The following is a 17,443-nucleotide window of genomic DNA, read 5'->3' as shown; positions in this document are numbered from 1 at the left end:
TGCGATCTTTTGATCTTCAAGCCGCCAATTGACCGTTGGCAATCGCCGCCGACGCCGCCAGCATCGCCCGCAACAACACCGCACACCCGGCCGCCAGATCATCCGGCGCGGCGTTTTCGATTTCGTTGTGACTGATGCCGCCTTCGCACGGTACGAAGATCATCCCGGCCGGGCCGAGTTCGGCGAGGAAGATTGCGTCGTGCCCTGCTCCGCTGACGATGTCCATGTGCGACAGGCCCAAGCCTTGGGCAGCGCCGCGTACCGCTTCGACGCAACCTTTGTCGAAGTACAGCGGTGGGAAATCCGCAGTGGGTGTCAGTTCGAAGGTCAGGCCGTGTTCCTCGCAGGTGGTTTCGATGACTTCGCGGACTTCGGCAATCATCGAGTCCAGGCGCGCCGGTTCCAGATGACGGAAGTCCAGGGTCATGCGCACTTCGCCGGGGATGACGTTGCGTGAGCCGGGATAGGCTTGCAGGCAACCGACGGTGCCGCAGGCGTGGGGTTGATGGCCGAGGGCGGCGCGGTTGACCGCACCGACGATCACCGATGCGCCGACCAAAGCGTCCTTGCGCAGGTGCATCGGCGTCGGGCCGGCGTGGGCTTCGACGCCGCGCAGTTTCAGGTCGAACCATTTCTGGCCGAGGGCGCCCATCACCACACCGATGGTTTTGTGTTCGTCTTCGAGGATCGGGCCTTGTTCGATATGGGCCTCGAAATAGGCGCCGACGGCATGGCCGCTGACCATGCGCTCGCCGGTATAGCCAATGGCGTTCAACGCTTCGCCGACGGTGACGCCCTCGGCATCGACCTTGGCCAGGGTTTCTTCGAGGGTGAATTTTTCTGCGAATACGCCGGAGCCCATCATGCATGGAGCGAAGCGTGAGCCTTCCTCGTTGGTCCAGACCACGACTTCCAGCGGCGCTTCGGTTTCCACGCCCAGGTCATTGAGGGTACGCAGCACTTCGACGCCGGCGAGTACGCCGAAGCAGCCGTCGAACTTGCCGCCGGTGGGTTGGGTGTCGATGTGGCTGCCGGTCATCACCGGTGGCAGGTTCGGGTTGCGGCCCGGACGACGGGCGAAGATATTGCCGACGGCGTCGATGCTGACGGTGCAACCGGCCTCCTCGCACCAGTTCACGAAGATGTCCCGGGCCTGACGGTCGAGGTCGGTCAGGGCCAGGCGACAGACGCCGCCCTTGACCGTGGCGCCGAGCTTGGCCAGGTCCATGAGCGACTGCCACAAGCGGTCGCGGTTGATGTGCTGATGGGTGGACTGCAGAACGTCTACGGCAGCGTTCATGATGATCTCCTCAGGCAGTTGTTATAGGTTTCTTCAGGCAATGCATCGGTGAATTTGAGGCCGTCATCGCGAGCAAGCTCGGCTCCCACAAGGGATCTTCAGCGTTCACAAAACCCTGTGGGAGCCGAGCTTGCTCGCGATGAGGCCATCAATCACACCGCAGATTTCGCAACAGACGGACTGGGGCGCATCGAGCACAACCCGTAATAAATCAGCCCGCCCAGTGCCGAGCCGGTGAACCAGCCATAGTCGTAGAACCAGCTGAATGCATTGCTGCCGAGCGACAGCAACGTCAGCGCCACCGGCACACCGAACGCGATAAACCCGAACCAGTTCCACGCCGGGTAAACGTCGTCACGATAGAGGCCGGCCAGGTCCAGTTGCTGTTTCTTGATCAGGAAATAGTCCACCACCATGATCCCGGCGATCGGGCCCAACAGGCTCGAATAACCCAGCAGCCAGTTGGAATACACCGTCTCCAGGCTTAAATCCGAGACGATCAACCCAAGCTTCTTCAACAGCTCATGGGCCATCAGCGCCAAGCCGACCAGGCCGGTGAGCATCACCGCTTTGGTGCGATTGATGAACTTGGGCGCGACGTTCTGGAAGTCGTTAGTTGGCGAAACGATATTGGCTGCTGTGTTGGTCGACAGCGTGGCGATGATGATCAGCGCCATGGCCAGTGCGACCCAAACCGGGCTCTGAATATGGCCGATCAGGGTGACCGGATCGGAGACGGTGACGCCCACCAGTTTTACCGAGGCGGCCGTCATTACCACGCCGAGGGAGGCGAACAGGAACATGGTCAGCGGCAAGCCGATAATCTGCCCGACGATCTGATCCTTCTGGCTTTTCGCATAGCGGCTGAAGTCCGGAATGTTCAGGGACAAGGTGGCCCAGAATCCGACCATGGCGGTCAGCCCGGCGGCAAAGTAACTGACCACGCTCGCGCCTTCCGGACGTTTGGCCGGGATCGCCATCAATTCGCTCATCGATACGTTCGGCATCGCCCACACCAGCAGGCCCACGCCCACCAGCACCAACAACGGTGCCGAGAGGGTTTCGAGCCATTTGATCGAGTCCGCACCGCGAATTACCACCCACAGGTTCAAGGCCCAGAACACCATGAAGCCGATCACTTCACCGGTCCCGCCGAGGGATTTCCAACCATCGAACACCGAGCCGAGAAACAGGTGAATGGCCAGTCCGCCGAACATCGTCTGAATGCCGAACCAGCCACACGCCACCACCGCCCGGATCAGGCACGGAATGTTGGAACCGAGGATGCCGAAGGACGAACGTAACAACACCGGAAACGGAATGCCGTACTTGGTGCCGGGAAAGGCGTTCAGGGTCAACGGGATCAGTACGATGATGTTGGCGAACAGAATCGCCAGCAGCGCTTCACCGACGCTCAGGCCGAAATGCGCGGTGAGCACGCCGCCGAGGGTGTAGGTCGGCACGCAGATCGCCATGCCGACCCACAATGCGGTGATGTGCCATTTGTTCCAGGTTCGTTCGCGCACCTTGGTCGGTGCCATGTCGTGGTTGTAACGGGGACTGTCTAGGACGTCACTGCCGGCTTCGAGCTCAAACAAGCCGTCGCGTTCGGTCACTTGCGATCTGATCTGTTGCATGGCCGCTCCACTGTTCTTTTGATTATTGTTGCTCATCAGGGGCTGGCGGCATCAATTAACGTGCCGGTTACCCCGTTTGCGCATCGGGCAGTTCCATAAAAACTTTGTAACCAACTGATGTTTATCAGTTTTATTTATATAGCCGATGAGTCACCAGTTACTTGCTTGTTCACTCAGGCCAAATGCCAGGCAAGTTGTCGAACAGTCAGGACTCAATCTGGTGCATACGACTTTTTTTCAACGTTGCGCATCAACCATAGACCATCCTCAAGCGGCTGATTTCACATAAGAAATCTCGTCTATTTTTACAACCTGTCAAGTGCGTCAAAATGGTGAGAGGCCTCACCATTTTGGTGATTTACAAACTTATTCGTTAATTATCAATAAGTTAAAACAGATATAAGCTTATAAAAAATATTCTTGCTCAATCCTCAAACTCAGACTAGCGTTTATTCCTGACAGCACTGACAGGAATACACCTGTTTGCGTCGGCTTCATATAAAACATTTAGAACCGGCACAAGTCGGTCATTGCCTGCGAGGAACTCGGAATGTCTCTGTTGATCCGTGGCGCCACCGTTATTACCCACGATGAAAGTTATCGCGCCGACGTCTATTGCGCCGACGGCGTGATCAAAGCCATCGGCGAAAATCTTGATGTTCCGGCGGGTGCCGAAGTGCTCGACGGCAGCGGCCAATACCTGATGCCCGGCGGCATCGATCCGCACACGCACATGCAACTGCCCTTCATGGGCACGGTGGCCAGTGAAGACTTCTTCAGCGGCACCGCGGCGGGACTTGCCGGTGGCACGACGTCGATCATCGACTTTGTGATTCCCAATCCGCAGCAATCCTTGATGGAAGCGTTTCATCAGTGGCGCGGCTGGGCCGAGAAGTCGGCGTCGGATTACGGTTTCCACGTCGCGATTACCTGGTGGAGCGAACAGGTGCGCGAGGAAATGGCCGAGCTGGTCAGCCAGCACGGGGTCAACAGCTTCAAGCACTTCATGGCCTACAAGAACGCGATCATGGCCGCCGACGATACGCTGGTGGCGAGTTTCGAGCGCTGCCTGGAACTGGGCGCGGTGCCGACCGTGCATGCGGAAAACGGTGAGCTGGTCTATCACCTGCAACGCAAGTTGATGGCCCAAGGCATGACCGGCCCGGAAGCGCATCCGTTGTCGCGTCCTTCACAGGTGGAAGGTGAAGCGGCCAGTCGGGCGATTCGCATCGCCGAAACCCTGGGCACGCCGCTGTACCTGGTGCACGTCTCGACCAAGGAAGCCCTCGACGAAATCACCTACGCCCGCAGCAAGGGCCAACAAGTCTACGGCGAGGTCCTGGCCGGGCATCTGCTGCTGGACGACAGCGTCTACCAACACCCGGACTGGCAGACCGCCGCCGGTTACGTGATGAGCCCGCCCTTCCGTCCTCGCGGCCATCAAGAGGCGCTTTGGCATGGTCTGCAATCAGGCAACCTGCACACCACCGCCACCGACCATTGCTGCTTCTGCGCCGAGCAAAAAGCGGCCGGCCGTGACGATTTCAGCAAGATCCCCAATGGCACGGCCGGTATCGAAGACCGCATGGCGGTGCTCTGGGATGAAGGGGTGAACACCGGGCGATTGTCGATGCAGCACTTCGTGGCGCTCACCTCCACCAACACCGCGAAGATCTTCAACCTCTACCCGCGCAAAGGCGCGATTCGCGTCGGTGCGGACGCGGATCTGGTGCTGTGGGATCCGGAAGGTACACGGACGATTTCGGCGAAGACTCATCACCAGCAAGTGGACTTCAACATCTTCGAAGGCAAGACCGTACGCGGTGTGCCGAGCCACACCGTCAGCCAGGGCCGGGTGGTGTGGGCCGATGGTGATTTACGGGCGGAGCGTGGTGCCGGACGGTATGTCGAACGGCCGGCGTATCCGGCGGTGTTTGATTTGCTGAGCAAGCGGGCTGAGTTGAATAGGCCTACTGCGGTGAAACGCTGAGAGCGGCCTTCGGCCTATCGCGAGCAAGCTCGCTCCCACAGGTTTTGTGAACGCCCGAGATCCCTGTGGGAGCGAGCTTACTCGCGATAGGGCCAGTCCAGACAACAAAAAAATCCAATGCCCGATAGAGGCAGCACCTCAAATAACCGTGAGGCCAACACCGTGATCAAGACACTGAACCACCTCCCGCATCCGCACGAGAATGCGGCCGCCCTCGCCGGCCATTTCACCGATCTGGCACCGCCGCTCAACGACCGTCAGGCCCATCTGGAAGCCTCGCGTTGCCTGTACTGCTACGACGCGCCCTGCGTGAATGCCTGTCCGAGCGAGATCGATATTCCGTCGTTCATCCGCAATATCCATCAGGAAAACGTTCAGGGCGCCGCGCAGAAAATCCTCTCGGCGAACATCCTCGGAGGCAGTTGCGCCCGGGTGTGCCCGACGGAAGTGCTTTGCCAGCAAGCCTGCGTGCGCAACAACGACCATGAATGCGCACCGGTGCTGATCGGCCTGTTGCAGCGTTACGCCGTCGACAACGCACACTTCAGCGAACACCCCTTCACGCGTGCTGCTTCAACCGGCAAGCGCATCGCCGTGGTCGGCGCCGGCCCGGCCGGTTTGTCCTGCGCTCACCGCAGTGCCATGCACGGTCATGACGTGGTGATTTTCGAGGCACGGGAAAAGGCTGGCGGCCTCAACGAATACGGAATCGCCAAGTACAAACTGGTGGACGACTACGCGCAGAAGGAACTTGAATTCCTATTGGAAATCGGCGGGATCGAAATCCGCCACGGGCAGAAACTTGGAGAGAACCTGACCCTCAGCGATCTGCATCAGCAATTCGATGCGGTGTTCCTCGGCCTCGGTCTGGCCGCCAGCAAACAGCTGGGGCTTGCTCATGAAGAGGCACCCGGTCTGCTGGCCGCCACCGATTACATCCGCGAACTGCGTCAGGCCGATGACCTGACCCAACTCCCCCTCGCTGACCGTTGTATCGTTTTGGGCGCCGGCAATACCGCCATCGACATGGCCGTGCAAATGGCACGTCTGGGGGCACGCGACGTCAACCTGGTGTACCGCCGCGGTGTCGAGGAAATGGGCGCCACCGGCCACGAACAGGACATCGCCAAAGCCAATCAGGTGCGGCTGCTGACCTGGGCACAACCTGAAGAAGTGTTACTCGATGATCAAGGCAACGTGCGCGGCATGCGCTTCGCCCGCACCCATTTGGTAGACGGTCGCCTGCAAACCACCGGCGAAACCTTCGAACTGGCCGCTGACGCAATCTTCAAAGCCATCGGTCAGGCCTTCGACGCCAGCGCCCTCGCCGATCCGCTGGCCCGTGAACTCAAGCGTCAAGGCGAGCGGATTCAAGTGGACGAAAACCTGCGTACCAGCATCCCCGGCGTATACGCCGGCGGCGACTGCACCAGCCTCGATCAGGACCTCACTGTGCAGGCGGTGCAACACGGCAAACGGGCCGCCGAGGCCATCAACGCCCAACTCATGCTCAACGTGGAGGCTGCGTAAATGGCCGATCTCTCGATTGTCTTCGCCGGCATCAAAGCCCCCAATCCGTTCTGGCTGGCCTCCGCGCCACCGACCGACAAAGCCTACAACGTGGTCCGCGCCTTCGAGGCTGGCTGGGGCGGCGTGGTCTGGAAAACCCTGGGTGAAGACCCGGCGGCGGTCAACGTATCGTCGCGTTACTCAGCGCACTTCGGTGCCAACCGCGAAGTAGTGGGTTTCAACAACATCGAGCTGATCACCGATCGTTCGCTGGAGATCAACCTGCGGGAAATCACCCAGGTCAAAAAGGACTGGCCGGACCGTGCACTGATTGTGTCGCTGATGGTGCCCTGCGTCGAAGAATCCTGGAAATTCATCCTGCCACTGGTGGAAGCCACCGGCGCCGATGGAATCGAGCTGAACTTCGGTTGCCCGCACGGGATGCCTGAGCGCGGCATGGGCGCGGCGGTCGGCCAGGTGCCGGAGTATGTCGAGCAGGTCACCCGTTGGTGCAAGACGTACTGCTCGCTGCCGGTGATCGTCAAGCTCACGCCGAACATCACCGACATTCGCGTCGCCGCCCGCGCAGCCCATCGTGGTGGTGCGGATGCGGTGTCGCTGATCAACACCATCAACTCGATCACCAGCGTCAACCTCGAGCGCATGGTCGCCAATCCCGCCGTGGGCAGCCAAAGCACTCATGGTGGTTATTGCGGTTCGGCGGTGAAGCCGATTGCGCTGAACATGGTCGCTGAAATCGCCCGCGATCCACAGACACAAGGCCTGCCGATCTCCGGCATTGGCGGCATTGGCAGCTGGCGCGACGCCGCGGAGTTCATTGCGCTGGGCAGCGGCTCGGTGCAGGTGTGCACGGCGGCGATGCTGCATGGCTTCCGGATTGTCGAGGAGATGAAGGACGGTTTGTCGCGCTGGATGGACAGTCAGGGCTACGCCAGCGTGTCAGAGTTTTCCGGGCGTGCGGTGGGCAACACCACGGACTGGAAGTACCTGGACATCAACTATCAGGTGATTGCCAAGATTGACCAGGAGGCCTGTATTGGTTGCGGTCGTTGCCACATTGCTTGCGAAGACACTTCGCACCAGGCAGTTGCGAGCATTAAGCAGGCGGACGGGACGCATAAATATGAAGTGATTGATGATGAGTGCGTGGGGTGCAATCTGTGTCAGATCACGTGCCCGGTGCAGGATTGTATCGAGATGGTGCCGATGGAGAACGGGAAGCCGTTTCTGGATTGGAATCATGATCCGAGGAATCCGTACCATGTTGCGGTTTGAGATGTGCGTCGCCTGAGCTGACGCCATCGCGAGCAAGCTCGCTCCCACAGTGATTTATGTCGTACATGAATTTTGTGTACACCAAAAAACCCTGTGGGAGCGAGCTTGCTCGCGATGAGGCCGGCTGCAACGCCTGAATTCTCAAGGCTCCAACCCAATCCCCCGCAAGATCACACTCGTCACCGTCTGCACCGCCCGCTCGAACTGCATGTCCGACAACGGCTGATGGTCATTCAGAATATTCACCTGATGATCAAAGTCGGCGTAGTGCTGGGTCGACGCCCAGATCATGTACAGCAGGCTCGAAGGCTCCACCGGCAGGATGCGTTTGTCATCCACCCACTGGCGAATTTTCGCTTCTTTCATCTTGGCCCAGTCGTACAGGCTGACGTCCAGTTTCTCACCCAGAGTTGGCGCACCATGGATGATTTCGTTGGCCCAGACCTTGGAGCCGTAAGGCCGGCTGCGGGAGTGGTTCATCTTGGCGCGAATGTAGCTGCTGAGCACCACGCGCGGGTCGTCGAACATCTCGAAGCACAGGGCATCCTGTTTCCACACTTCCAGCAAACCCAACAGCACCGCGCTGTACAGCTCACTCTTGGTGCTGAAGTAGTAATGCAGGTTGGAGCGCGGCAGTTGCACTTCGGCGGCGATGTCGGCCATGGCGGTGCCGCCGAAACCTTTTTCGGCGAAAACCTTTTCGGCCCCCAACAGAATTTTCTCGACGTTACTGCGACGAATCTCGATCTTGTGATTGCCCATGAGGGCTCCCTGACAACAGCGTTGATCAAGACTAGCATCCGCTCTACCTCGCGGCGACAAGGGAAAACGAAACTTCGTACACCCAGCCTCTCGCAGGTAAACTGACCACCTTTTCGAACCCGCCTCAGAGGTATTCCATGATGCTGCTCAAGAAAACCCTGACCACCGTCGCCCTGCTCGGCTCGCTGTTCGCCGCTTCATCGGTGTTTGCCCACGCCCATCTGAAAAGCCAGACCCCGGCCGCCGACAGCACGGTGAGCGCGCCGTCGGAACTGCGCCTGGTGTTTTCCGAAGGTGTTGAAGCGACCTTTTCCAAGGTCACGATCAGCAAGGACGGCGCCCCCGTCACAGTGAAAAGCCTGGCCACCGAAGGCAGCGACAAGAAAACCCTGATCGTCACCCCGGCCGCACCGTTGGCGGCGGGTGCCTACAAAGTCGAATGGCACGCGGTGTCGGTCGATACCCACAAAAGCGAAGGCGCCTATAGCTTCAAGGTTGGCCAGTAATTCATGACGAGCGCGATGGTGCTGTGCCGCTTTCTGCATTTCACTGTTGTGCTGATGCTGTTCGGGGCCTGGGTGTTCAGGCCTCTGCTGGTCAATGGCGACGCTGGAAATCTGGATCAGCGATTGGCCAGAACAAGCCGCTGGCTGGCGGCGGTGGCGTTGGTCACTGGCGTTGGCTGGTTGCTGCTGATCACCGCCAGCATGGCCGGTTCGTGGGACGCGGCATTCGATCCGTCGACCCTGCAGCTGGTGCTGGGCAAGACGTTTTTCGGCCAAGTCTGGCGCTGGCACTTGCTGCTCAATGCGTTGTTGGTCGCGCTGCTGATGACGCCCTTGCGTTCAAACCTGCCCCTGCGAATCGGCCTCGCCAGCCTGCTGCTGGCCACCCTCGCCCCGGTCGGCCACGGGGCCATGCTCGACGGCCTCAACGGCCAATTGCTGATCCTCAATCAAATTATTCACCTGACCTGCGTCGGCGCCTGGCTCGGCGGTTTGATGTTGTTGGTGATGATCCTGCGGCAGCCGGCAGAGCATTCAATCAAAGCGACCTTGCAACGTTTCAGCGGCGTTGGTTACGTCTTGGTGGCGGGGTTGGTGATGACCGGTTTGATCAACGTGCGGGTACTCACCGGGCAGTTCTGGCCGACGCCGTTGCTGTCCGGGTTTGCGCTGATTCTGTTGATCAAGGTTGTGCTGGTCGCCGCGATGCTGGGGCTGGCGTTGTTCAATCGGCTGCGGATCAATGACTGCGAGCAGCGTCCGACTGCTCTGAAAAGCAGCGTCATCTTCGAATGGTTGCTCGGGATGGGAGCGGTGGCCGCGGTTTCACTTCTCGGCACCATGCCCCCGATGATCGTGAGCTAAAACACAAAACCCTGTGGGAGCGAGCTTGCTCGCGATGACGGTAGAACAGACACCACTGCAGTGAAATTCAGACCGCTATCGCGAGCAAGCTCGCTCCCACAGGGGTTCTTCGACATACCATAAAACCGAGCAAAGTCATCGTACAACTTCTGATTGACATTCCCCGTAACACTTGCAAATAATCCGCCCCGATGTTGTACGACGACGTATAACAAAAAATAAAAACAACAAGAAACACGGGAGCGTCACTGTGAGCAAGCTCGTCCGCAATTCCTCCGTCTGCACCCCTCGCCCAACCTTCGCACGCCGTCACACCCTGAGCCTGATCGGTTGCAGCAGCCTGGCCCTCGCCCTGCCCATGGCCAGTCATGCCGAAGGTTTCGTCGATGACGCCAAAGCCACGCTGAACTTGCGCAACTTCTACATCAATCGCAACTTCACGAACCCGGCCTACCCGCAGGGCAAGGCTGAAGAGTGGACCCAAAGCTTCATCCTCGATGCCAAATCCGGATTCACCCAGGGCCCCGTCGGTTTCGGCATGGATGTGCTGGGCCTGTACTCGGAAAAACTCGACGGTGGCAAAGGCACGGGCGGCACCTCGTTGCTGCCGATTCATGACGACGGCCGCCCGGCCGACAATTTCGGGCGCCTGGGTGTGGCGCTGAAAGGGAAAGTCTCGAAAACCGAATTGAAGGTCGGCGAATGGATGCCGGTGTTGCCGATCCTGCGCTCCGACGACGGCCGCTCGCTGCCGCAAACCTTCCGTGGTGGTCAGGTGACGTCCACCGAGATCAGTGGCCTGACGCTCTACGGCGGCCAGTTCCGCGCCAACAGCCCGCGCAACGATGCGAGCATGGAAGACATGTTTATGAACGGCAAATCCGCTGCTTTCACCTCGGACCGTTTCAACTTTGGCGGCGGTGAATATGCGTTCAACGAAAAACGCACCCAGGTCGGCGTCTGGTACGCGCAACTCAGCGACATTTATCAGCAGCAGTATTTCAACCTGAGCCACAGCCAGCCCATCGGCGACTGGACCCTCGGTGCCAACCTTGGCTACTTCATCGGCAAGGAAGACGGCAGCGCCCTGGCCGGCGACCTCGACAACAAAACCGCGTTCGCCATGCTCTCGGCCAAATACGGCGGCAGCACTTTCTTTGTCGGCCTGCAAAAACTCACCGGTGACGATGTCTGGATGCGGGTCAACGGCACCAGCGGCGGCACACTGGCCAACGACAGCTACAACTCCAGCTACGACAACGCCAAGGAAAGATCCTGGCAGCTGCGCCACGACTACAATTTTGTGGCGCTCGGCATTCCCGGCCTGACGATGATGAACCGCTACATCAGCGGCGATAACGTGCACACAGGCACCATTACCGACGGCAAGGAATGGGGCCGCGAATCAGAACTGGCTTACACCGTACAGAGCGGAGTGCTGAAGAATCTCAACGTCAAATGGCGCAACGCGTCGATCCGCAAGGACTTCAGCACCAACGAATTCGACGAAAACCGCATTATCATCAACTACCCGCTCTCGTTGTTGTAAGGCGGGTATTACGACAAGGTTGAATCCCCCAATTTGTGCCACAACTCACTCTTTGTAGCAGCTGGCGAAGCCTGCGTTCGGCTGCGAAGCAGTCGTAAAATCAGCCGACGCGGTGCATCAGGAAAATCACGTACGCAGGGTTTACGACTGCTCCGCAGCCGAACGCAGGCTTCGCCAGCTGCTACATCGATCGCGGGGCAACCGGACCCTTCGTCAATTTCAATTGATGTGTCGTTGACAACCACCAGAAAGGCTAACGATACTTCGACCTAGTCGTACGACAACCTACAACAAATTCAATAACAATGACTGCTTGTTCAGGGACTTTCCATGACCATCACTACTCAAGCCCGCGCTCCTTTCAATCGTCTCCTCCTGACCGGTGCCGCCGGTGGCCTCGGCAAAGTCCTGCGCGAACGCCTGCGGCCCTACGCCAATGTGATTCGCCTGTCGGACATCGCCGACCTCGCCCCGGCCATCGATGACCGTGAAGAAGTCGTGCCCTGCGATTTGGCAGACAAGCAAGCAGTCCATCAGCTGGTTGAAGGCGTGGACGCGATCCTGCACTTCGGTGGCGTGTCGACGGAGCACTCGTTCGAAGAGATCCTCGGCGCCAACATCTGCGGCGTGTTCCACATCTACGAAGCCGCTCGCCGCCATGGTGTGAAGCGGGTGATTTTCGCCAGTTCCAACCACGTGATCGGCTTCTATAAGCAGGATGAAGTCATCGACGCCCACTCCCCTCGCCGCCCGGACAGCTACTACGGTTTGTCCAAGTCCTACGGCGAAGACATGGCCAGCTTCTACTTCGATCGCTACGGCATCGAGACTGTCAGCGTGCGCATCGGCTCCTCGTTCGCCGAACCACTGAACCGTCGAATGATGAGCACCTGGTTGAGCTTCGGCGACCTGACTCAATTGCTCGAATGCGCGCTGTACGCCCCCAATGTCGGCCACACCGTGGTCTATGGCATGTCCGACAACAAGAACGTCTGGTGGGACAACCGTTTCGCCACCGGCCTGGGTTATGAACCTCAGGACAGCTCCGAAGTGTTCCGCGAAAAAGTCGAGGCCCAACCGATGCCGGCCGCTGATGACCCGGCACGGGTCTACCAGGGTGGTGCGTTTGTCGCGTCCGGCCCGTTCGGCGACTGAACCCGCGCACATCACTTGATCCCAACAACAAAAACCCGAGGGGATGAGTTGTCATGCAAGCCGAATTGATTGTCGATGCCCGTAACGCAGTCGGTGAATGCCCGGTCTGGGTCCCTGAGGAAAACGCCCTGTATTGGGTAGATATTCCCGTCGGAGGCCTGCAACGTTGGAGCGCCGAAACCGGCCATGTCCATGCCTGGACAGCACCGGAAATGCTCGCCTGCATTGCGCGTCACAGCAACGGCGGCTGGGTTGCCGGGATGGAAAGCGGGTTCTTTCATCTGCACCCGCATAACGATGGCAGCCTCGACAGCAATCTCCTGGCTCCGATCGAACACGCCCGCACAGATATGCGCCTGAACGATGGTCGCTGCGATCGTCAGGGGCGTTTCTGGGCGGGCAGCATGGTGCTGAACATGGGCGCCAACGCTGCCGACGGCACGCTTTATCGCTACAGCGCCGGTCAACGCGGGCCACTCGAAGCGCAACTCAGCGGGTTTATCGTGCCCAACGGCCTGGGCTTCAGCCCGGACGGGCGAACGATGTACCTGTCTGACTCTCATCCCCTGGTCCAGCAAATCTGGGCCTTTGATTACGACACCGACAGCGGCACGCCGTCCAACCGCCGGCTGTTTGTCGACATGCATCAATTCCCCGGACGTCCCGATGGCGCAGCGGTCGATGCCGAAGGCTGCTACTGGATTTGCGCCAATGACGCCGGGCTGATTCACCGTTTCACTCCGGACGGCCGACTGGACCGTTCCCTCGCCGTCCCGGTGAAAAAACCGAGCATGTGCGCCTTCGGTGGCAGTCGTCTGGACACACTGTTCGTGACCTCGATCCGCCCCGACGACGACCATGACGAACAGTCGCTGGCCGGCGGTGTGTTCGCCCTCAATCCCGGGGTGAAAGGCTTGCCGGAGCCGTTGTTCAAGGGTTTTTGATCGCCTTCGCATCAGGTGTTGTGCTCCCTTAAAAGATCGCAGCCTTCGGCAGCTCCTACAGGGTGTACGCCGTTCGAATGTAGGAGCTGCCGAAGGCTGCGATCTTTTCAACATTTCCACGCAAGACGAAAATCCATGACACTCCTCGAACTCGAAGACGAATTCACCCACCTCACCCTCGCCCCGCAACTCGGTGGCAGCATCGTCAACTGGAGCGTACGCGGCACGGGTCTGCCGCTGTTGCGCCACAGCGATGCTCACGCGCTGAACACCGGTCTGCCGGGCAAACTCGGGTGTTTTCCCTTGGCACCGTGGTCGAACCGAATTTCTGAAGGCGGCTTTGAATGCCCCGATGGCTGGCTGGCACTGACACCCAACAGCCTCACCGATCCCCTGCCGATTCACGGCAGCGCCTGGCAACAGCCGTGGCAGGTGGTTTCGCAGACGCGCAATGAAATCGTCCTGCAACTCGACAGCACCACGCCCTTCGCCTATCGCGCCCGGCAACGATTTCATCTGAGCGAAGGCAAGCTGAGCCTTGATCTAAAGGTCACCCATCTGGCCGAACGCCCTGCCTGGCATGGGCTCGGTTTGCACCCCTACTTTCCGCGGACCACGGGCACCCAGTTGCAGGCGCAAGCCCGGCAAGTCTGGTTGTGTGACGGGACAAAACTGCCGACACACCTCAGTGCGTTACCGGCCGAATGGGATTTCCAGTCACTCAAGGGGTTGCCCGAGACATTGGTCGACAACGGCTTCTGCGAATGGGACGGCCACTGCCTGATCCGCCAGCCAGCGTTGGGTTATGAGCTGGAATGCCGGGCCACCGGTAGCGATTACTACCTGCTCTACTGCCCGGTGGGCCTGGAGTTTTTCTGTATCGAACCGGTGAGCCACCCGGTCAACGCTCATCACCTGCCCGGTCGGCCGGGGCTGCGTTTGCTTGCGCAAGGCGAGTCAGCCGAGCTCGGTTTCAGCCTGCACTATCGCTCCCCCAGCAACTGACTCAGCACCGCGCGCAACTTGCCGGGTTTTACCGGTTTGTTCAGCAGCGGTGCGTCGAGTTTCTGCAATGAGCGCCGGCACTGATCCGTGCGGTCCGCAGTGATGATGACCGCCGGAATTACCTGGTGGTAATGCTCTCGCAAACGCCTGACCACATCACAGCCCACCACCCCATGATCGAGGTGGTAGTCCGCCAGAATCAGTTCCGGCGGTCGCCCCTGCAAGGCGGCCAGTGCGGAAAATTCATCCGTGGCCGTCACCACCTCGCAGCCCCACTGCCCGAGCAGTGCGCTCATGCTTTCGAGGATGCTCACTTCGTTGTCCAGCACCAGCAACCGTCGGCCCGGCAATGGATTGCCAGTGCCCGGCAGTGGTGCCGCCAGGCTGATCGGCAGCGGAACTTCATGGGAGATCGGCACATCGATGCTGAACATCGAACCGCGTCCCGGCAATGAATGAACCCCGACTTTATAGCCGAGGATCTTGGCGATGCGTTCAACAATGGCCAGCCCCAGGCCCACACCCTTGCGATCGGCAGCACGTCCGACGTCCAGTTGGTTGAACTCGAGGAAGATCGAATCCAACCGGTCCGCCGCAATCCCGCGCCCGGTGTCCCAGACTTCCAGGCGCAACATTTCACCCCGGCGTCGGGCACCCAACAGGATGGTGCCCTCGTCGGTGTAGCGGCAGGCGTTGCTGAGGAAGTTGCGCAAGATCCGCGTCATCAGGCGCAGGTCAGTGCTGATAGCGTAATCACCCATGCGCACCCGCAGTCTCAACCCTTCAGCCTGGGCCACTGACTGGAATTCCGACACCAGCGGTGCGAGCAATTCGTCGAGACGGTACAGCGCAATGTCTGGTTTGACCGCCGCCTGATCGAGTCGGGAAATATCCAGCAAATCGGTGAGCAAATCTTCCGCCCCTTCCAGCGCCTGGTGAGTCCGCTCCACCAGCACTTGTTCGACATCGGGCAGCTTGCGTTCGCGCAGGGTCGAGATCAGCAAACGAGCGGCATTCAGCGGTTGCAGCAGGTCGTGGCTGGCGGCGGCGAGGTATTTGTCCTTGCTGCGGTTGGCGGCCTCGGCGGCGTCCCGGGCATCGCGCAAGGCCTGGGCAATTTGTTTACGCTGGGTGATCTGCTGTTGCAGGTTGCGGTTGGCTTCCAGCAACTCATCGGTGCGCGCGGTGACTCGCCGCTCCAGTTCGTCGTTGAGTTGCTGCAGGCGCTGCTGGGAGAGTTTGCGTTCGGTAATGTCGGCTACAAACCCCTCCACCAGCCCTTCCTGATCGGGCTTTAGCAACAGGTTCATCAGCACGTCGAGGCTGCTGCCATCCTTGCGCCGCAATTGGGTTTCGTAGCCGAGCAGGCTGCGCTCGCGCTTGAGCATTTCACGGATTTTTTCCAGCTCTTGCGCGCCGCCGACAAACAGGTTGCTCGCCAGGTCGGCAAGCGAAAGCAGCACCTCTTGCGGGTCCTGATAGCCGAGCATCCGCGCCAGTGCCGGGTTGGCGGCGCGCATGCCTTCCAGGAGGCTTGCCTGAAAGATCCCGTGGACCGCGTTTTCGAACAGCCATTTATAGCGATTGCGCTCGGCTTCCAGCTCGTCAAGGCGCGCGGCCAGTTCCGGGTAATGACTCTTGCGCGCCGAGTGACTGCCTAATCCCAGTAACCCTGCCAGCGCCCGTTGTTGTTCGTCAGAGGGCTTCGCCATAGACGACCTCGACATCACGCTGACTGGACTCACGCGGGTTGGTCAGGATGCACGGGTCGTGCATGGCGTGTTGCGACAGGAACGGAATGTCCGCAGTGCTGACCCCGTGCAGGCCGAGCGTTTCGTGGAAGCCGATGGCGTGTTTCAACGCGATCAAATGCTCGACCAGACGTCCGCAAATTTGCCGGTGATTCAAGCCACGGCAATCGATGCCAAAGGTCTCGGCGATCACCTTGAAACGATCAGGTGCGGAGCTGTAGTTGAACGCCACCACATGTTCCACCAACACCGCGTTGCACAGTCCATGAGGCAAATCGAGAAAGCCACCGAGGCTGTGGGACATGGCGTGCACCGCGCCGAGGATCGCGTTGGAGAACGCCAGCCCGGCCTGCATGCTGCCGAGCATGATTTTCTCGCGCAAGGCAATGTCGTACGGATTGGCGATCATCTGCACCAGGTTGCCGTTGATCAGGCGCATCGCCTCCAGCGCATGGGGGTCGGTCAACGGCCCGTGACCGGTGGACACAAACGCTTCGATTGCATGCACCAACGCATCGATGCCGGTACAGGCCGACAGGAACGGGTCCATGCTCAACGTGGTTTCCGGGTCGATCAGCGACACGTCCGGCACCACCGCTTTACTGACGATGGAAAACTTCATGCGTTCTTGCTGATTGGAGATGATCACGAATTGCGAGACATCGGCCGAGGTCCCGGCGGTGGTAGGGATCAGGATCAGCGGCGGGCTCGGGACGCGGATGGTGTCCACGCCTTCGAATTCGAGAATGCTGCGCCCATGGGCGACGACAATGCCGATGCCTTTGCCGCAATCCATCGGGCTGCCGCCACCAACGGCCACGATCACATCGCAATGATTTTCCCGATACAGGTCGGCGCCGAGCATCACTTCTTCGACCCGCGGGTTGGGCGAGACCGCGCTGTACAGGACGTACTCGATACCCTGGGCTTGCAGGCTGGCCTCGACATCGGCGACCCAACCGGCAGCAATGACCCCGGGATCGCTGACCAGCAGCACCTTGCGGGCACCAAAGGTTTTGGCGCAATTGCCGACGTTGTGCCGGCAGCCGGCACCAAAGATGATTTCAGGCGAAACGAATTTACGCAGCTGGCTGAGACTCTGGCTCATTGGAAAGCCTGTTTTTATTGTTTTGGAAGGTAACGTCCACACTAAAGCATCCGGCTGTGAATGCAAT

Annotated in this window: 14 protein-coding genes; 9 read left to right on the top strand and 5 right to left on the bottom strand. The window is 59.7% G+C overall.

What is annotated here, in order from left to right; translation table 11 throughout:
- Nucleotides 1–16: 16 nt before the first annotated feature.
- Both ACA079_RS14055 and ACA079_RS14050 read right to left on the bottom strand, forming a co-directional pair.
- Nucleotides 17–1,300, bottom strand: a complete 1,284-nt coding sequence (locus ACA079_RS14055; RefSeq protein ID WP_497703979.1) for a Zn-dependent hydrolase — start codon at nucleotides 1,298–1,300, stop codon at nucleotides 17–19.
- 152 nt (nucleotides 1,301–1,452) lie between these two features.
- Entirely contained in the window at nucleotides 1,453–2,937 is a 1,485-nt protein-coding gene (locus ACA079_RS14050; protein WP_497703978.1) for an NCS1 family nucleobase:cation symporter-1, read from the bottom strand.
- Nucleotides 2,938–3,487: 550 nt separating this feature from the next.
- On the opposite strand from ACA079_RS14050, the gene hydA reads away from it, so the two are divergent.
- From hydA to preA, 3 genes are all read left to right on the top strand, one after another.
- On the top strand, nucleotides 3,488–4,927 hold the full coding sequence (gene hydA / locus ACA079_RS14045) for a dihydropyrimidinase (protein WP_497703977.1): 1,440 nt from the start codon (nucleotides 3,488–3,490) through the stop codon (nucleotides 4,925–4,927).
- 162 nt (nucleotides 4,928–5,089) lie between these two features.
- Complete coding sequence (locus ACA079_RS14040) at nucleotides 5,090–6,457, top strand: NAD(P)-dependent oxidoreductase (protein ID WP_497703976.1); 1,368 nt, start codon at nucleotides 5,090–5,092, stop codon at nucleotides 6,455–6,457.
- The gene (gene preA, locus ACA079_RS14035; RefSeq protein ID WP_497703975.1) at nucleotides 6,458–7,732 is read left to right on the top strand and encodes an NAD-dependent dihydropyrimidine dehydrogenase subunit PreA; all 1,275 of its coding nucleotides are present in this window, start codon (nucleotides 6,458–6,460) and stop codon (nucleotides 7,730–7,732) included.
- A 141-nt stretch (nucleotides 7,733–7,873) separates the two neighbouring features.
- Here the strand turns inward: preA and ACA079_RS14030 are convergent, their stop codons facing one another.
- Nucleotides 7,874–8,494, bottom strand: a complete 621-nt coding sequence (locus ACA079_RS14030) for a TetR/AcrR family transcriptional regulator (protein WP_008149783.1) — start codon at nucleotides 8,492–8,494, stop codon at nucleotides 7,874–7,876.
- 140 nt (nucleotides 8,495–8,634) lie between these two features.
- On the opposite strand from ACA079_RS14030, the gene copC reads away from it, so the two are divergent.
- From copC to ACA079_RS14000, 6 genes are all read left to right on the top strand, one after another.
- Nucleotides 8,635–9,000, top strand: a complete 366-nt coding sequence (copC, locus tag ACA079_RS14025; RefSeq protein ID WP_497704323.1) for a copper homeostasis periplasmic binding protein CopC — start codon at nucleotides 8,635–8,637, stop codon at nucleotides 8,998–9,000.
- A 3-nt stretch (nucleotides 9,001–9,003) separates the two neighbouring features.
- Nucleotides 9,004–9,864, top strand: coding sequence for a copper homeostasis membrane protein CopD (copD, locus tag ACA079_RS14020; RefSeq protein ID WP_497703974.1), 861 nt, complete (start codon nucleotides 9,004–9,006; stop codon nucleotides 9,862–9,864).
- A 250-nt stretch (nucleotides 9,865–10,114) separates the two neighbouring features.
- Nucleotides 10,115–11,413, top strand: a complete 1,299-nt coding sequence (locus ACA079_RS14015; RefSeq protein WP_497703973.1) for an OprD family porin — start codon at nucleotides 10,115–10,117, stop codon at nucleotides 11,411–11,413.
- Nucleotides 11,414–11,743: 330 nt separating this feature from the next.
- Nucleotides 11,744–12,568, top strand: a complete 825-nt coding sequence (locus ACA079_RS14010) for an NAD-dependent epimerase/dehydratase family protein (RefSeq protein WP_497703972.1) — start codon at nucleotides 11,744–11,746, stop codon at nucleotides 12,566–12,568.
- Nucleotides 12,569–12,621: 53 nt separating this feature from the next.
- Entirely contained in the window at nucleotides 12,622–13,512 is an 891-nt protein-coding gene (locus tag ACA079_RS14005; protein ID WP_497703971.1) for an SMP-30/gluconolactonase/LRE family protein, read from the top strand.
- 135 nt (nucleotides 13,513–13,647) lie between these two features.
- Nucleotides 13,648–14,517, top strand: a complete 870-nt coding sequence (locus tag ACA079_RS14000) for an aldose 1-epimerase (protein ID WP_497703970.1) — start codon at nucleotides 13,648–13,650, stop codon at nucleotides 14,515–14,517.
- Here ACA079_RS14000 and ACA079_RS13995 read toward each other — a convergent pair.
- Nucleotides 14,496–16,229 (bottom strand): PAS domain-containing hybrid sensor histidine kinase/response regulator, encoded by a 1,734-nt coding sequence (locus ACA079_RS13995; RefSeq protein WP_497703969.1) that lies wholly within the window; start codon nucleotides 16,227–16,229, stop codon nucleotides 14,496–14,498. The two genes, ACA079_RS14000 and ACA079_RS13995, sit on opposite strands and share 22 nt — an antisense overlap.
- Nucleotides 16,213–17,376 (bottom strand): alcohol dehydrogenase-like regulatory protein ErcA, encoded by a 1,164-nt coding sequence (ercA, locus tag ACA079_RS13990; protein ID WP_497703968.1) that lies wholly within the window; start codon nucleotides 17,374–17,376, stop codon nucleotides 16,213–16,215. Before ercA ends, ACA079_RS13995 begins: the two co-directional genes overlap by 17 nt.
- Nucleotides 17,377–17,443: the final 67 nt, after the last annotated feature.

The sequence above is a fragment of the Pseudomonas sp. LBUM1645 genome (assembly GCF_059716185.1).
The sequence above is the reverse complement of the archived record's forward strand: the minus strand, read 5'-3'. Positions and strand labels throughout refer to the sequence as shown.